The organism is Pantoea sp. JKS000250 (assembly GCF_003201065.1).
Lineage (GTDB): Bacteria > Pseudomonadota > Gammaproteobacteria > Enterobacterales > Enterobacteriaceae > Pantoea > Pantoea vagans.
Genome location: NZ_QICZ01000001.1, coordinates 1,173,073 through 1,190,066, shown reverse-complemented (window position 1 = coordinate 1,190,066; position 16,994 = coordinate 1,173,073). Strand labels below are relative to the sequence as shown.

General features: G+C 56.9%; 16 protein-coding genes. 8 read left to right on the top strand and 8 right to left on the bottom strand.

What is annotated here, in order from left to right:
• Together BY447_RS05695 and BY447_RS05690 are read left to right on the top strand one after the other, a co-directional pair.
• Nucleotides 1–831 (top strand): phosphodiesterase, encoded by an 831-nt coding sequence (locus tag BY447_RS05695; protein WP_110330723.1) that lies wholly within the window; start codon nucleotides 1–3, stop codon nucleotides 829–831.
• 161 nt (nucleotides 832–992) lie between these two features.
• Nucleotides 993–2,558, top strand: a complete 1,566-nt coding sequence (locus BY447_RS05690; protein WP_110330722.1) for a sensor domain-containing diguanylate cyclase — start codon at nucleotides 993–995, stop codon at nucleotides 2,556–2,558.
• A gap of 107 nt (nucleotides 2,559–2,665) precedes the next feature.
• On the opposite strand, the gene bcp is transcribed toward BY447_RS05690, so the two are convergent.
• Together bcp and BY447_RS05680 are read right to left on the bottom strand one after the other, a co-directional pair.
• Nucleotides 2,666–3,133, bottom strand: coding sequence for a thioredoxin-dependent thiol peroxidase (gene bcp, locus BY447_RS05685; RefSeq protein WP_010260016.1), 468 nt, complete (start codon nucleotides 3,131–3,133; stop codon nucleotides 2,666–2,668).
• 151 nt (nucleotides 3,134–3,284) lie between these two features.
• Nucleotides 3,285–3,866: a glycine cleavage system transcriptional repressor gene (locus BY447_RS05680; protein ID WP_110330721.1), complete on the bottom strand. Its 582-nt coding sequence runs from the start codon at nucleotides 3,864–3,866 to the stop codon at nucleotides 3,285–3,287.
• Between the two features lie 143 nt (nucleotides 3,867–4,009).
• Here BY447_RS05680 and dapA point away from each other — a divergent pair, with 143 nt between their 5' ends.
• From dapA to ypfH, 6 genes are all read left to right on the top strand, one after another.
• Entirely contained in the window at nucleotides 4,010–4,888 is an 879-nt protein-coding gene (gene dapA, locus BY447_RS05675; protein WP_010260008.1) for a 4-hydroxy-tetrahydrodipicolinate synthase, read from the top strand.
• A gap of 14 nt (nucleotides 4,889–4,902) precedes the next feature.
• Nucleotides 4,903–5,934, top strand: a complete 1,032-nt coding sequence (gene bamC / locus BY447_RS05670; RefSeq protein WP_110330720.1) for an outer membrane protein assembly factor BamC — start codon at nucleotides 4,903–4,905, stop codon at nucleotides 5,932–5,934.
• A gap of 145 nt (nucleotides 5,935–6,079) precedes the next feature.
• Nucleotides 6,080–6,793 carry a phosphoribosylaminoimidazolesuccinocarboxamide synthase gene (gene purC, locus BY447_RS05665; RefSeq protein WP_013358686.1) on the top strand — a complete coding sequence of 238 codons (714 nt, stop codon included), beginning with the start codon at nucleotides 6,080–6,082 and terminating at the stop codon, nucleotides 6,791–6,793.
• Nucleotides 6,794–6,934: 141 nt separating this feature from the next.
• Nucleotides 6,935–7,801 (top strand): neutral zinc metallopeptidase, encoded by an 867-nt coding sequence (locus tag BY447_RS05660; protein WP_033733490.1) that lies wholly within the window; start codon nucleotides 6,935–6,937, stop codon nucleotides 7,799–7,801.
• Nucleotides 7,801–9,765 carry a tRNA(Met) cytidine acetyltransferase TmcA gene (locus BY447_RS05655; RefSeq protein ID WP_110330719.1) on the top strand — a complete coding sequence of 655 codons (1,965 nt, stop codon included), beginning with the start codon at nucleotides 7,801–7,803 and terminating at the stop codon, nucleotides 9,763–9,765. The genes BY447_RS05660 and BY447_RS05655 overlap by 1 nt, the downstream gene beginning before the upstream one ends.
• Before the next feature lie 73 nt (nucleotides 9,766–9,838).
• A complete protein-coding gene (gene ypfH / locus BY447_RS05650) occupies nucleotides 9,839–10,519 on the top strand; it encodes an esterase (protein ID WP_110330718.1) in 681 nt (226 codons plus the stop codon).
• A 46-nt stretch (nucleotides 10,520–10,565) separates the two neighbouring features.
• Here ypfH and BY447_RS05645 read toward each other — a convergent pair whose 3' ends face one another.
• From BY447_RS05645 to BY447_RS05620, 6 genes are all read right to left on the bottom strand, one after another.
• Nucleotides 10,566–10,787: a hypothetical protein gene (locus BY447_RS05645; protein ID WP_110330717.1), complete on the bottom strand. Its 222-nt coding sequence runs from the start codon at nucleotides 10,785–10,787 to the stop codon at nucleotides 10,566–10,568.
• Nucleotides 10,788–10,976, bottom strand: coding sequence for a YpfN family protein (locus BY447_RS05640; protein WP_003848800.1), 189 nt, complete (start codon nucleotides 10,974–10,976; stop codon nucleotides 10,788–10,790).
• 22 nt (nucleotides 10,977–10,998) lie between these two features.
• On the bottom strand, nucleotides 10,999–12,126 hold the full coding sequence (gene dapE, locus BY447_RS05635; RefSeq protein ID WP_013358682.1) for a succinyl-diaminopimelate desuccinylase: 1,128 nt from the start codon (nucleotides 12,124–12,126) through the stop codon (nucleotides 10,999–11,001).
• Nucleotide 12,127: 1 nt separating this feature from the next.
• Nucleotides 12,128–12,496, bottom strand: coding sequence for an ArsC family reductase (locus BY447_RS05630; protein ID WP_110330716.1), 369 nt, complete (start codon nucleotides 12,494–12,496; stop codon nucleotides 12,128–12,130).
• A gap of 575 nt (nucleotides 12,497–13,071) precedes the next feature.
• A complete protein-coding gene (gene acrD / locus BY447_RS05625; protein WP_110330715.1) occupies nucleotides 13,072–16,188 on the bottom strand; it encodes a multidrug efflux RND transporter permease AcrD in 3,117 nt (1,038 codons plus the stop codon).
• Between the two features lie 168 nt (nucleotides 16,189–16,356).
• On the bottom strand, nucleotides 16,357–16,986 hold the full coding sequence (locus BY447_RS05620; protein ID WP_013358679.1) for a response regulator: 630 nt from the start codon (nucleotides 16,984–16,986) through the stop codon (nucleotides 16,357–16,359).
• Nucleotides 16,987–16,994 lie beyond the last annotated feature (8 nt).

Below are 16,994 nucleotides of genomic sequence, written 5' to 3'. Positions count from 1 at the left end.
GTGTCTGTTCAACCTACGATGATTGCGCAAATCAGCGATCTGCATATCAAGGCCCATGGCCGCCTCTCTTACAAACAGGTCGATACCTATGCGGCATTACTGCAGGTTATCGATACCCTTAATGCACTGCAGCCGCGGCCCGATGTGGTGGTGATTACCGGCGACCTGGTCGATTTTGGCCGGCCTGAAGAGTACCAGACGCTGCGGGAAGCCCTGCAGCGCCTGCAGCTGCCGTTTTACCTGATGGCGGGCAATCACGACGACCGCGAGGCGCTGCGTGCCGCTTTCCCGGATCACGCCTATCTGCAGGCGGGGTCCACCCTGAACTGGCAGCTTCGCGTCGGCGACGTCAGGCTGCTGGCGCTGGATTCCAGCGTACCGCAACAGCCGTGGGGAGAGCTGGACGAACACCAGCTGCAATGGCTGGATCAGGCACTGAGCGCGGCTGCCGATCAGCCCACGCTGGTGATGCTGCATCATCCTCCTTTTGCCTGTGGCATTGCCCATATGGACCGGCAACGATTACGTCATCCGGAGGCCCTTGAGGCGATCATCGCCCGCCATCCGCAGGTTGAGCGGGTGCTCTGCGGTCATCTGCATCGCAGTCTGCAGACCCGCTTTGCCGGCACGCTGGCCTGTGTTGCGCCAGGCGTGTCGCATCAGGTCGCGCTGGATCTGCATCCCGACGGGCCGGCTCACTTTATTCTGGAGCCGCCCGGCTTTTTGCTGCATTGCTGGCAACCCGGGCAGGGAATGGTCTCGCATCAGTGTGCGATTGGCCGCTTTTCGGGACCCTGGCCTTTTTACGATAGTCAGGGATTAATCGATTAGTGCCGGTCTAATCTGGATTCTCAGGCGTGAAATTTGTCTTAATGCTGCTCAAAAATGCCGACACCGTGTAGACTTAAGCCCGGATATCAGGGCTTCTGGCACACATTAAAAAAATAATCAGGCATTGACGACATGACATTTATCTCCGCGGCGGCGACGCCATGTTAAAGCTCTTTCGGCCCAAGGCCGATTTGCGCAATCTGATCGCCCTGCTGGTGATTGTCAGCATTGTTATCACGCTCGCGAATACGCTTTACGCCACCTGGCGGGTTCAGCGCCAGGTGCTGATTGACACCACGCTTGAGGCCAATCGCGCCTACGCCGCCAAACTGGCCTCAACCAGTGAGATTTTCTTTCAGCTGGCGCAGTCACAGCTGCACTACAGCGCTAATCAGCTCAGCCGCGACTTTAATAATGAGGCGCTGCTGGAAAGCGAAGTCAGCCGCCTGCGCGAGCAGACCAGCAGTTTCAACTCAGTGGCGATAGTGGATGCGCAGGGCGTGATCAAGGCGATTTCGCCTGAGTCGCTGACCCTGAAAGGCATGCACCTGACCAGCGACGCCTCACGGGAAGCGCTGACCCTGCGGCAGCCGAGCATCAGTAAACCCACGCTCTCTGCCGCCAACAATCTGCTGGTGTTTATCTCCTGGCCCGTCTGGAGTGCCGATGGCGACTACCTGGGCTACATCGGCGGCACCATCTATCTGAAGAAAAAAAGCATTCTGAATGCGCTGCTGGGTGAGCAGTTCTACCGGGATGGCACCACGGTCTATGTGCTCGACAGCAATAATGAGGTGCTGTATCACCAGAACCGGCAGCTGGTGGGTAAAACGCTGCCAGCCATCGTCAGTCCGCGTGACGAGCAGACCAATGGCTCGCTGATGCTTGCCGGTCCGGGTGAGTCAGCTCAACTGGCGGGCTTTGCGATCGTGCCGACTACCGGCTGGACGGTGGTGGCTCTGAAGCCGATTAACGTCACGCTGGATCCGCTGTCGGGCCTGTTAATGAAAGTCCTGAAAAATTCGGTGCCGTTCGCGCTGCTGACTCTGCTGGTGGCCGTGGTGCTGGCGCGGCTGATCGCCCGGCCACTCTTCCAGCTGGCCCGCAAAGCCAGCCGGATGGATGCGCAGGGGGTATCAAAAGAGATTGGTGGTATCACCGCCTGGTATTTTGAGGCGGCTCAGGTCAAACGTGCACTACTCACCGGTATTGGTCTGGTGCAGGACAAAATTGGCCGTCTTAGCTCGGAAGCGCAGACCGATCCACTGACCCAGTTGCTGAATCGCCGTGGTCTGAATGCGGTGCTGGAGTATTACCGCACCCTGCGCCAGCCTTTCTCGGTGCTGGCTCTGGATATCGACTACTTTAAAAACGTCAACGACAGCTGGGGTCACGATGTCGGTGACCGGGTGATTCAGCAGGTGGCGAGCACGCTGCGTGCCAGCGCCCGTCAGTCTGATGTGGTATGTCGCAACGGCGGAGAGGAATTTCTGATGCTGCTGCCGGGCACGGCCCTGGATGAGGCACAGATCATCGCGGAGCGCGTACGGCTGGGTATTGCCGAAGCCTGGCTCACGGATGTAGGACGAATTACCTTGTCTATTGGCGTTGCAGCATGGAACGGCACCCAGGATGCCGGGCTGGAAACGAGTCTGAAACAGGCGGATGCCGCGCTCTACGCGGCGAAAAATGCCGGGCGAAACTGCGTGATCGTCGCCACAGCTTAATCGCACGACTTAATCGCACAAAGAGCAGATGTTTTTTTACGGCAGGCAAGCGTGAAGGGAAAGAAGATAAGCAGGGCGCGGCGGTCGGGCTACCGCGCCCCTCAACATCAGGCTGACTTAACGTAATCCAGCACCATGTCGTGGTGATTCGAGGTCTTAAAGTTATCAAACACTTTCTCGATCCTGCCCTCAGCATCGATCAGGAAGCTGATGCGATGAATACCGTCATAGGTTTTCCCCATAAAGGTTTTTTCACCCCAGACGCCAAACGCCTGGCAGACTTCATGATTTTCATCTGACAGCAGCGTGAAGTTCAGCAGCTCTTTTTCGACAAACTTTGACAGTTTTTCCGGTTTGTCGGTGCTGATGCCCAGGACTTCCACGCCCGCTTTTTTCAACTCATCCATGTTGTCACGCAGACCGCACGCCTGCACGGTGCAGCCTGGCGTCATCGCTTTCGGGTAGAAGTAGACCAGAACGCGCTGTCCCTGGAAGTCGGTCAGATTCACGTGTTCGCCGTCCTGGTCGGGCAGGCTAAATGCAGGTGCAGTATCTCCGGCTTTCAGTGGATTCATCACATCTCTCCATTTTCTTATTCAGGCTGTGGGTAATACACCATCTGGCCCGAAACGACCAGAGGGAATATGACCATCAGGGGGTATTTCACCACATAGCCGATCACGCGTCAGGCATGTGGAGAAATAACTCCGGTTTATTAACTAAAGCTTAGCGTACCGCGCTGACTGATTCGCTATTGGCAGCGTCAGACACACTGTAGAGACGCAGTGTTCCCTGGGCATTCAGCTCCTGACACAGGTTATTAAAAGCCTGCTCAAAAGTGGTGCCACTGGTTCGTGTCGGACTGTGGGCGGTCATTTGAATATAGAGCGTTGGTGGCAAATCGTGGTGCGCGGGTGTAATGCGCGACACCAGTTCGGCCACGTTCATCTGATGCTTATCAATAAGATCGGTAAAGCGTTCAATAATATGCGGCGAGTCGGCCACTTCAACCTGAATGAACGCGGTATCGGGCATCGGCGGACGAACCCCGGCGTTGGTGCGCTTCATGACGATCAGCAGCTCAAGCTCTGCGCCTTTCAGCGGCAGCGTCGATTCAATCAGCGTAATCGCGTTCCAGCTGCCCGACAGCAGCATGATAAAGGTGAATTCATCCCCAAGCATGGCAAGACGGCTATCTTCAATATTGCAACCGCAGCTGCTGACGTGTCGGGTAATCGTATTGACGATACCCGGACGGTCAACACCGAGCGCGGTGATCACCAGATGATGGGGCTGAGATTGCGGCAAAATGGCTTTTCCTCTGCTTTCGCTAATAACCATAAGGTAAACATAAAAAAAACTGCTGACAAGCGCGGGAATGGCGTGGCTTGCTTGCTTTTCCCTAAGTGTAAAACGTACCATGAAGCACTTGTTTGTCGAGGGGATCGCCAATGTTTACGGGAAGTATTGTTGCACTCGTTACGCCAATGGATGACAGCGGTAATGTCTGCCGGTCGAGTCTGAAAAAACTGATTGATTATCACGTCGCCAGCGGCACCGCGGCGATCGTTTCCGTCGGCACCACAGGCGAATCTGCAACCCTGAGCCATGAAGAACATGGTGATGTGGTGATGCTGACCCTGGAACTGGCCGATGGCCGGATTCCGGTGATTGCCGGAACCGGTGCCAATGCCACCGCTGAAGGCATCTCTCTGACGAAGCGTTTTGAAAATTCCGGCGTGGTGGGCTGTCTGACTGTGACGCCATACTATAACCGCCCCACGCAGGAAGGGCTGTTCCAGCACTTTAAAGCGATTGCGAATAGCACCAGCCTGCCGCAGATGCTGTATAACGTTCCCTCGCGTACCGGCTGTGACATGCTGCCGGAAACCGTTGCCCGTCTGGCCGAAATTAAAAATATTATCGGAATCAAAGAGGCAACCGGGAACTTATCGCGGGTTAGTCAGATCCAAGAGCTGGTTAATGAAGACTTTATTCTGGTGAGTGGCGATGACGCGACTGCGCTGGACTTTATGCAACTGGGCGGCAAAGGCGTCATTTCGGTGACCGCCAATGTGGCTGCACGTGAAATGGTCGAGCTGTGTCAACTTGCACAGCAAGGCAATTTCGTTGAGGCACGCCGCCTGAATCAGCGTCTGATGCACCTGCACCAGACGCTTTTCTGTGAACCCAATCCTATCCCGGTGAAATGGGCTGCGAAACAGCTAGGATTAATCGCTAACGACACGCTGCGTCTGCCAATGACGCCACTGACTGCAGCCGGCCAGCCGAAAGTGGAGCAGGCGCTGGTGAAAGCGGGTTTGCGATAATTTAGGGAGTTTGAATGAATTACTCAGTAAAGCGGTCAACAGTAGCCACAGTAGTCGGGCTTTCTACTCTGATGCTGTTGTCGGCCTGTTCAAGCGATCAGCGTTATAAGCGCCAGGTCAGCGGTGACGAATCTTATCTTGAAGCCAGCCAGTTAAGTGAACTGAAAGCGCCAGCCGGAATGATCCTGCCGGTTCAGCGTGGTGACTATGATGTGCCGCGCACCAGCAGCCAGGCACCCACCGGTAAGCAGCTCGACATTCGTCCGCCAGCCCAGCCGCTGGCGCTGATGAACGGGACGCGCGCGCAGTTCAGCAATAATACCGGTGCGCTGATGATTGATAACAGCCGCGGTTCAGTCTGGTCACGGGTCGTTAACGTCGTTGAGTCAAACAAATTCCCGATTGCTTCACGTAACGATGCCGGTCAGCAGTTGACGACCGACTGGGTGCAGTGGAACCGTGCTGATGAAGATCAGCAGTATCGTGGCCGCTATCAGATCAGCGTGCAGTCGCAGAGCTATCAGCAGCAGCTTACCGTGCGTCTGCTGGAGCTGCAGCAGGATGGTAAAACCATTACGTTACCTGTGCAGATCCAGCGTTACACCGCGCAGATGCTGAATGAAATCAGCACCGGTCTGGACAAAATTGATACCGCCAGTGAAAACGCGGCATCAGGCCGGGTAAGTGGCGCTATTGATGTGCAGAGCGGCGCAGATGACACCGGTCTGCCAATGCTGATCCTGCGTACGCCATACAACGTGGCATGGCAGCGTCTGCCAGATGCGATGAAACGCGTCGGGATGGAAGTGACCGATACCACCCGCTCAACCGGCAGCATGAAGGTGACCTACAAGTCACCGGGCAGCAGCGACTGGGATGCAGTCGGTGCAAAAGATCCGGAATTACCAAACGGTGATTACAAAGTGCAGGTCGGCGATCTCGACAACCGTACCAGTCTGCAATTCATTGACCCGAAAGGGCATGTGCTGACTCAGTCGCAGAACGATGCGCTGGTGGCCGTGTTCCAGGCGGCGCTGAACAAATAAAGTTGCCTCAGGCCGGAGATTCTCCGGCCTTTTTATTTTGTTTTTGGCATAATAGCGCGCGGCGAAGTAAACGATTGCGTCAAGGCAATCGCCGCAGCGGCACTGGTCGCTGAACACCCGTTATTTCAAGTCTGGAGTGAACAAGATGCAAAAGCGAGCTGAGTTGTATCGCGGTAAAGCGAAAACCGTATACAGCACCGATAACCCGGATCTGCTGATACTCGAATTCCGCAACGATACGTCAGCAGGTGATGGCGCCCGAATCGAGCAGTTTGATCGCAAGGGGATGGTTAACAACAAGTTTAACCACTTCATCATGACCAAATTGCAGGAAGCAGGTATCCCGACCCAGATGGAAGCGCTGCTGTCCGATACCGAAGCGCTGGTGAAGAAGCTGGAGATGGTGCCGGTCGAGTGCGTGGTGCGTAACCGTGCCGCAGGCTCGCTGGTAAAGCGTCTGGGCGTGGAAGAGGGCATTGTGCTCAATCCGCCGCTGTTTGATCTTTTCCTGAAAGATGATGCAAAGCACGACCCGATGGTCAACGAATCCTACTGCGAAACCTTTGGCTGGGTCAGCAAACAGAACCTGGCGCGGATGCAGGAGCTGACCTTTAAAGCCAACGACGTGCTGAGCAAACTGTTCGACGATGCGGGCCTGATTCTGGTCGACTTCAAACTGGAATTTGGTCTGTTTAACGGCGAAGTGACGCTGGGCGATGAGTTTTCACCAGACGGTGCGCGCCTGTGGGATAAAGAGACGCTGGATAAAATGGACAAAGACCGTTTCCGTCAGAGCCTGGGCGGCGTGGTTGAAGCCTATGAAGCGGTGGCACAGCGATTGGGCGTGAAACTCGACTGAGTTTGTCTTTAGCGCACGAAGAAAGCACAAAGAAAGAGGAGAGCCCCGGCTCTCCTTTTTTCATTTCAGGGTAAAGCTGGTGATTGCTCCGTCACGCAACTAAAATCATGCCATCTGAAAAAATGACTGAGGGAATACAGCATGCGCTGGCAAGGGCGTCGCGAAAGCGACAATGTAGAGGACCGTCGCGATCAATCGTCCGGTTTAGGTGGCGGAGGCCGCCAGATTCGTCTGCCGCGTGGCAAAGGCGGTATCGTGTTGCTGATCGTGGTGGCAGTCGCCGGTTATTACGGATATGACCTGACCGGACTGCTGACGGGGGGTGACGTCGCACCGACCAGCCAGCAGCAACAGCGCAGCGTCAGTGCCAATGATGACGAGGCCGCGAAATTCACGAAAGTCATTCTGGCCACCACGGAAGACACCTGGGGCAAGCTGTTCCAGCAGATGAACAAACAGTATGTGGCGCCGAAGCTGGTGATGTATCGCGGTGCAACCCGCACCGGCTGCGGAACCGGACAGTCGGTGATGGGACCGTTCTACTGTCCTGCTGACCAGACTGTCTACATCGACCTCTCTTTCTATGACGAGATGAAAACTAAACTGGGCGCAGGCGGTGACTTCGCTCAGGGCTACGTCGTCGCGCATGAAGTGGGCCACCATGTCCAGAAACTGCTGGGCATTGAGCCGAAAGTGCGTGAAATGCAGCAGGGTGCCAGCGAAAAGCAGGTGAATCAGCTCTCCGTCAAAATGGAACTGCAGGCGGACTGTTTTGCCGGTGTCTGGGGACACTACATGCAGAAGGAAAACATCCTTGAAGCAGGCGATCTGCAGGAAGCGCTGAATGCCGCTGAGGCGATTGGCGATGACCGTCTGCAGCAGAAAGGCCAGGGCCGCGTCGTGCCGGACAGCTTCACCCACGGCACCTCTGAGCAGCGCTACACCTGGTTTAAGCGCGGGTTTGATGGTGGCGATCCAGGACAGTGCAACACCTTCGCCAGCAACTGATGATCCCAACGCAGCTTATGCAACAGGCCGGTGTGCGTCGTCTGGCAGTCATCAGCGGCGACCCGGCCTGGTGCTTAGATCGGGCTGCGGCATGGCGTGAAGCGTTGCCAGGCGACTGGCTGGCGCTGAGTCCGGCGCCGCTATTCTCTGACGAGTCAGCTTTGCACAGGCAGCCTGGCGCGGTTCGCACGCTGCTGGGACGCGAATTCCATCATGCGATATTCGACGCCCGCCAGGGCTTTCATGCCGAGGCTTTCGCGGCGCTGGCCGGTACGCTCACCGCCGGAAGCTGGCTGCTGCTGCTGGTCCCATCCTGGCAAGCGTGGTCGCAACAGCCTGACAGCGACAGCCTGCGCTGGGCAGATGTCGCTGAACCCATCGCAACACCTCATTTCGTTCACCACCTGCAACAGCTGATCCTGTCGGATGACCAGGTGCTGCTGGAGCGGCAGCATCAGCCCTGCTGTTTTCCGGCACAGCGTGACTGGCCGCAGTGGCACTGTCAGGCTCCGCAACAGCAGCAGGCGATACTCGATCAGCTGATGACGCTGTCTTCGGGTGTCGCTGTGCTGACCGCTGCCCGTGGACGGGGTAAATCGGCCCTGGCGGGTATGCTGGCCCGGCAGAACAGCCATTGTCTGGTAACGGCACCGGCCAAAGCCTCAACAGAGGTGCTGGCCACCTTTGCCGGGGAGCACTTTCACTTTATGGCACCCGATGCGCTGCTGGCGCTGGAGACGCCGCCACCGGCGGACTGGCTGATTGTAGATGAAGCCGCGGCGATTCCGGCACCGCTGCTGCAGGCGCTGGTCAGCCGCTATCCCCGCGTATTGCTCACCACTACCGTACAGGGCTACGAAGGGAGTGGACGCGGCTTTATCCTTAAATTCTGCGCCGGGCTTGCAGATGCACACTATTTCACGCTGGATGAGCCGCTGCGCTGGTCGCGTTTCGATCCGCTGGAGCAGTGGCTGAACCAGGCGCTGCTATTTGACGATGCCAGTGCCACTGCGCCCGATACTCCGGCAATACCGCATCGTATTGAACGTCACGATTTCAGCGCGCTGGAAGCCGCTTATCGTCTGCTCACCAGCGCGCACTACCGCACGTCGCCGCTTGATCTGCGCCGCCTGCTGGATGCACCCGGTATGCAGCTGTGGCGGGCGGGAGATACAACCACTTTACAGGGTGCGCTCTGGCTGGTTGAGGAGGGCGGTCTTGAACCTGAGCTGGCGCAGGCGGTCTGGGCGGGCACCCGGCGACCGCGTGGCAATCTGGTTGCACAGTCGCTGGCAGCGCATGCCGGTCTGGCTGAAGCGGCAATCCTGCGCTCACAGCGCATCAGCCGGATTGCCGTGGCGGCGGAGAGCCGTCGTCGGGGAACCGGACAGCAGCTTGTTGCGGCGGCGGCTGATGCGGCTGCCGATAACGACTACCTCTCTGTCAGCTTCGGCTACACTGAATCACTCTGGGCGTTCTGGCGCGCCTGCGGTTTTACCCTGGTAAGAATTGGCAGTCAGCGCGAAGCCAGCAGCGGCTGCTATGCAGCGATGGCGATATTGCCCTGTTCTGCTGCGGGTGAGGCACTGACGCGCCGGGCGGCAGAGCAGCTGGCGCGTGACTGGCCGCGATTGCGGCAGCATATCGCGCTGGACCTGCAGTTTGATCAGACCACAGATGACGGATTGAACGCTCAGGATAGCCATCTGGCCGTCGGTTTTGCCTGGGCGCAGCGGCCACTGGAGGCGAGTCTGCCAGTGTTGCAGCGTCTGGCAGAGGCCAGTGCCGTCTCCATACCGCTGCTGGCCGCCGCGGTTGCTGCACCTGATGCGCTAAGCGACCTGGCCTGGCAGACGGGCTTAAGCGGCCGCAAGGCGTTGATAGCTAAGCTGCGTCAGCAGGCGGCTTCAGCCCTCGAAAGTTTGGGCGTTACTGCGGACGCGCTGCACCGTCCGTTGAAATAATTCGACCATCTGCCTCAAATTATCCTCATATCATTTTGTGCCGGGCGGCGTAGAGTGAACACAGGAGGTCAACATGACACTGAAATATGTAATCGTTCAACAACCTGCCACCACCGCACAGCTGTTTCTGCTCTACCATGGCGTTGGCGATAATCCGGATTCAATGGGCGAGATTGGCAACTGGTTTGCGAAAACCTTTCCCGACGCGCTGGTGGTCTCCGTTGGCTCACCCGGCGCGGGTCGTCAGTGGTTCGGCGAAACCGACCTGCACGATCAGACTATCCAGCAGCGGGTAAATGCGGCAATGCCGCAGTTTTTTGAGTCGGTGCGTCACTGGCAGAAAAAGAGCGGCGTGCGGCCCGAAGCGACAGCCTTAGTCGGCTTTTCGCAGGGCGGCAGTATGGTGCTGGAAGGCGTCAAAGCGCATCCGGATCTGGCGGGGCGCGCAGTGGTCTTTAATGGCCGGTTTGTTACCCTGCCAGAGAAAGCGAGCACCCGTACTACGATTCACCTGATCCACGGTGATTATGATGAGCAGATCCCGCTGTACCATGCGCAGCAGGCGGAGCAGCGGCTGACCGCCTGCGGTGGCGACGTCACGCTGGATATCGTTGACGATTTGGCGCACGCCATCGATCACCGCAGCATGGAACTGGCGCTGAATCATCTGCGTTATACGGTGCCAAAACGCTACTTTGATGAGGCGTTAAGCGGCGCAAAACCGGGTGATGATGACGTTATCGCAATGATGTAAAAAAGCCCCTGCATAGCAGGGGCTTCTGACTAATGACATAACCAAATCAGGTTGAATCTGACAGCGACGAATAAACCCGAAGCGCAGGGAACACGGTCAGAAGAGGAAAGCGTCCCGCGGCATGGAAGGCGCGGGCCGAGCGTGTCATGGATGACAGCTTTTGCGTCTTTCCGATCTGACCGTGTTCCTTGTGCCAACTCGGTTTGATCGCCACCGAGCCGGACTTTAACAACATATTCAAGCCCCTGCATTGCAGGGGCTTTTTCATTTACTTCTTCTTCGGCCAGTTGTCGTCGTCATCCCACTTATCGTTGAAATCACGATGCGGCGGCAGGTCAGGTTTGTTATCCATAAATTTTTTGTGATCGATGCGTTTCAGATCTTTATAAACGTTCATCAGCACGCCAACCATCAGCAGGATCACCAGGATCCACCAGTAATCTTTAATAAATTCCATTTGATGCTCCTTAACATCGCCGTCAGGCGATCAGTTGTTCCATGATGCGCTGGTACATCCGGCTCAGCATCTGCAGGTCGGAGGCTTTCACACACTCATTGATTTTGTGAATGGTGGCATTCACCGGCCCCAGCTCCACCACCTGCGCCCCCATCCGGGCGATAAACCGGCCATCGGAGGTGCCGCCTGTGGTCAGCAGCTGCGGCTTAATTTCATTATAGTGCGCCACAGCTTTCACGACGGCATCCACCAGCTTACCGCGCGAGGTCAGGAAGGGCTGACCCGAGAGTTTCCACTCGATGGTGTAACGCAGCTGGTGACGATCCAGCAACTCTGCGACCCGCTGGCGGATCATCTCATCGGTGAGTTCGGTGCTGAAGCGGAAGTTAAACTGCACAAACAGCTCGCCGGGGATCACATTGTTGCTGCCGGTGCCTGCCTGGACATTCGCAATCTGCATGCTGGTGGCCGGGAAGAACTCATTCCCCTGATCCCACTCCGTCGCGACCAGCTCAGTCAGCGCAGGCATCGCCCGGTGAACCGGATTATCCGCCAGATGCGGATAGGCGACGTGGCCCTGCACACCGTGCACCGTCAGATTGGCGGTAATCGAGCCGCGTCGGCCATTCTTCACCACGTCACCGACGACTTCCGTGCTGGACGGTTCGCCGACCAGGCAATAGTCGAGCCGTTCACGGCGCGCCATCAGCCGTTCAACCACTTTAACCGTGCCGTTGGTCCCGCTGGCCTCTTCATCCGAGGTAATCATGAAGGCGAGGCGGCCCCGGTGATTGGGACGCACCGCCACAAAACGTTCGGCGGCCACCACCATGGCTGCCAGTGACCCTTTCATGTCAGCCGCACCACGGCCAAACAGCATGCCATCGCGGATCGTCGGTTCAAAGGGCGGGTTAATCCAGCGGCTGGCATCGCCAGGCGGCACCACATCGGTATGACCGGCAAACGCCAGCGTTTCACCTTCGCCACGGGTGGCCCAGAAATTCAGTGTGTCGTCGATGTTCATCGTTTCAATCTTAAAGCCGATGGCTTCAAGACGGGCGATCAGCAGAGCCTGACATCCGGCATCATCGGGGCTGAGAGAGGGGCGACGAATAAGCTGCTGCGTCAGCTCAATGACCGGGCAAAACATATTATGACTTCTCCTGAATAGCATTCTGATAGGTGGCTTCGCTGAAACCGGCGAGCAGGGAGCCATCCGGAGCACGCAACAGCGGACGCTTAATCATGGCGGGATGCGCCAGCATCAGCGCTTTGGCGCTGCTGGTATCGTTAACCGCTTCACGATCAGCTTCGGGCAGTTTACGCCAGGTCGTGCCGCGTGTGTTAAGCAGGGCTTCATAGCCCAGCGCATCGATAAATTCCTGCAGCAGGGCATCGCTCAGGCCATCGGCACGGTAGTCGTGAAAGTGATAATCAACGTCTGCATCTGTCAAAAAGCGCCGGGCTTTTTTTATGGTGTCGCAATTTTTAATCCCGAACATCACCCACTGCGTGCTCATTACCCGATCCTTATTATCCTGTGAAAAGAGAAAGCTGAAAAAAGCAGCCAAAGCGCGAGTTTAGCATAGTGTGATCGGTTGCGGCATCCGCGCTGGCGCGGGAATCAGTCCGGATATCATGCGCGCCGTGTCGTTATTTCGTTTCGGGTAACCGCTATCAATTTCGCAGGCAATTATTACCCTGCTTATCGCTGCGTGCTTAAGAATTTCGCCATGTTGATAAAATAGTCTACCGCTGGGCTTAAAATAAATTATCTTCAATCAGGTTAAGGGGTTGCTGAAATGTGCGTCAGCTTCCAGAATCAGCAACATTCATGTTTTTATAGTCTCTGCCGATAGAGTTAACAGGTGTAAACGTATTCACCTGCTTAAAAAAAGCGCGTAATATTGCCAGCACAATAAGAGAGGGCATTATGATTGACACTGAAATGGGAACCTGGAAAGAATTTATCGAAGCGATGTTACGCAATAAGTAACACGTGGAGATTAAAGCAAATCAGTCCCACTTGCTGGAATTCTTACCACACACAGAAATAAAGCGGCCACTGAACTCAGTGGCCGCTTTTTATTTAGCTTTAGTCGTGCGGTTTCTCTTTAAGCGGGAAGCGACGGCGGACCAGCACAAAGAACAGCGGCACAAAAAAGATTGCCAGCAGCGTGGCGGAGATCATCCCGCCCATCACGCCGGTTCCCACGGCGTGCTGGCTGCCGGAACCTGCACCGCTACTGATTGCCATCGGCAGCACCCCAAAAATAAAGGCCAGCGAGGTCATCAGAATTGGTCGCAGACGCTGACGCGATGCCTCCAGCGTCGACTCCACCAGTTCACGTCCCCGGCTGTTAATCTCATTAGCAAACTCAACAATCAGGATGGCGTTTTTGGCGGATAGCCCCACCACCGTCAGCAGGCCAACCTGGAAGTAGACATCATTCTCCAGCCCGCGCATCCAGGTGGCGATAAGCGCGCCCACCACGCCCAACGGCACCACCAGCATTACCGAGAACGGGATCGACCAGCTCTCATACAGCGCGGCCAGGCAGAGGAACACCACCAGCAGCGAAATTGCATAAAGCGCCGGAGCCTGCGAGCCGGAAAGGCGCTCCTGATAAGAGGCTCCGGTCCACTGGAACCCGACGCCCAGCGGCAGGACATTGACCAGCTTTTCCATTTCATCCATCGCCGTACCGCTGCTGACGCCATTCGCCGCTTCGCCGACAATCTCCAGCGATGAATAGCCGTTATAACGTTCAAGGCGTGGTGAACCGGTCTCCCAGCGGCTGCTGGCAAACGCGGAGAAGGGCACCATTTTGCCGCTGCTGTTGCGCACGTACCATTTGTTGATGTCGTCCGGCAGCATGCGGAATTCGGCGGCGGCCTGCACATAGACCTTTTTCACCCGGCCCCGATCCAGGAAGTCGTTCACATAGCTGGAGCCCCATGCGGTGGTCAGGGTGTCGTTAATGGTGTCCAGCGACACGCCCAGCGCCTGCGCTTTACGGGCATCCACATCGATCTGCAGCTGCGGGCTGTCATCCAGCCCATTGTGCCTCACCCGCGATAGCGACTTATCGTTGCCCGCCATCTCCAGCAGTTTGTCGCGCATCGCCATCAGTTGCGTATGACCGATACCCGCGTGATCCTGTAGTTGCATGTCAAAGCCCGAGCTGCTGCCCATGCCGGTAATGGCGGGCGGACTGCTGGCAATCACACGTCCCTCTTTAATTTTCTGAAACGCCTGAGTCGCGCGATCAATAATAGCGAATGAGGTGCGATCGGCACCGGGCCGATCTTCCCAGTCTTTCAGCCGCACAAACAGACGCGCCACGTTCTGCCCATTGCCGCCCGGGCCGGCACCGATGGTGGAGAAGACCGACAGCACGTTGGCCTTTTCCTCGGTGAGATAATAGTGTTCGACTTTCGCGACCACGCTGGCGGTTTGCGCAAGCGTTGCGCCTGCCGGAAGCTGAACCTGAGTCAGGAAGACGCCGCGATCTTCCAGCGGCAGAAACGAGGTAGGCAGACGCAGAAACAGAAATGCCATCAGGCCGATAATGCCGAGATATAGCAGCAGCCAGCGACCACCCCGGCGCAGAATGCCTGCAACGCCGCGCTCATAGCGGTCAGCATTGCGATTGAAGTGACGATTGAACCAGCCGAAGAAGCCGCGACGTTCAGGCTGCTCGCCTTTCGCCACGGGTTTCAGCAATGTGGCACACAGCGCCGGTGTCAGGATCATCGCGACCAGCACCGACAGCACCATCGCCGAAACAATGGTGATGGAGAACTGACGGTAAATCGCGCCGACGGTACCGCCGAAAAACGCCATCGGCACAAACACCGCAGAGAGCACCAGCGCGATCCCGACCAGCGCCCCCTGAATCTGGCCCATCGATTTTCGCGTGGCGGCACGCGGCGAGAGTCCCTCTTCGTGCATGATGCGCTCAACGTTTTCCACCACCACGATGGCATCGTCCACCAGCAGTCCTATCGCCAGCACCATGGCAAACATGGTCAGGGTATTGATACTGAACCCGCAGGCATAGAGCACGCTGAAGGTACCGAACAGCACCACCGGCACCGCAATAGTCGGGATTAACGTGGCGCGGAAATTCTGCATAAACAGGTACATTACGCCGAACACCAGTACGATCGCCTCCAGCAGCGTCTTCACCACATCGGTGATCGATGCTTTAACGAAAGGGGAGGTTTCGTAGGCAATTTTTGCTTCCAGCCCGTGCGGGAAGTAGTGCGACAGCTCCTCAATGCGCGCCCGCACCAGCTTATCGGTGTTCATCTCGTTAGCACCGGATGCAAGCTTCACCCCCAGACCGGACGCGGGCTGGCCATTGTAGCGGCTCAGATAATCATACTTTTCTGCGCCCAGCGCCACGCTGGCGACATCACCCAGCGTCACCACGGAACCGTCGGGATTGTTCTTCAGGGTAATGGCCCGGAACTGCCCGGGGGTCTGCAGCATCGACTGCGCATTCACCGTGGCGTTCAGCGCCTGCTTCTCTACGGATGGCAGACCACCAACCTGACCCACGGCAACCTGGGTATTCTGCGACTGGATTGCACTGACCACATCGTCGGTGGTCAGCGAGTAGGCGATCAGTTTGTTGGGATCGAGCCAGATGCGCATCGCATATTGTGAGCCGTAAGCGTCTACCTGGCCGACGCCATCGATACGGCTTAACGGGTCCTGAATATTACTGGCGACATAGTCTGAAATATCCTGCTTATCCATACTGCCGTCGGTTGAGACAAAGGCGACCATCAGAATATTACTGTCACCGGTTTTATTGACCGTCACGCCCTGCGACTGTACTGCCTGCGGCAGTTTGCGCAGCGCTGACTGCAACTGGTTCTGAACCTGCTGACGGGCTTCATCAGGATTAGTCCCGGCGGTAAAGGTGAGGGTGATCTGTGCCTGACCGGTATTGCTGCTGTTCGAGGACATGTACATCAGATTATCGATGCCGGTCATGTTCTGCTCGATGACCTGGGTAACGGTGTTCTCCAGCGTCTGGGCGGATGCGCCCGGATAGTTGGCGGTAATGCGCACGTTGGGTGGCGCCAGATCGGGATACTGTTCAACAGGCAGCGAAATTATCGAAAGCGTGCCGCACAGGCACAACAGAATCGCCAGAACCCAGGCAAAGATGGGACGGTCGATAAAGAAATTCGACATTAAATCGACACTCCTCAGGGACTTTTATAAGCGTTCAGGCCCAGCGGCAACGGGCGCACTGGCGGGCAAACCGGATGGTCTATGCCACGATTTTCCGCCGCCATTTACTCTACGTGCGGCAGCGGGGGAAATCGTGGAGAAATTGAGGAGAAAATGTAAATTCGTTGGCTATTTGCGGCTTTCAAGCCACATCACCGTGGCGGCGACGCGTGAGCGGACATCCAGCTTACGCAGCAGGTTGCGGATATGCACTTTTACGGTCTCTTCGGAGATATGCAGATTCGCCGCGATCTCTTTATTCGACAGGCCGCGCGCCACCTCCTGCAGCACGTCGCACTCACGCCCGGTGAGCTGACGCAGGGGATCGGCACTGTGCTGGCGATTAGCCAGATAACGGGCCACGCCTTCACTGAAGACCTTTTCACCCTGCGAGGCCTGCAGAATATGCCCCAGCAGGATCTCCGGCTCGCTGTCTTTAAGCAGATAGCCATCGGCACCCGCATCCACCATGGCGAAAATATCACTGCGGGCGTCGGAGACGGTCAGGACCAGAATGCGTGAACTGATCCCTTCATGGCGCAACGCCTTCAGCGTATCCAGCCCGGACATACCTTTCATATTCAGGTCGAGCAGAATGATATCGGGTTCCTGACGGCGGGCCTCGGCCAGCGCTTCCGTGCCGTTGTTGGCTTCTGCGATGACCTCAAGCCGGGGATCCAGCGCCAGCAGTTGACGGATACCGCGGCGCATCAGCGGATGGTCATCCACAATCATCAATGTTAATGCGGGCTGTTGCATAGGTTCTC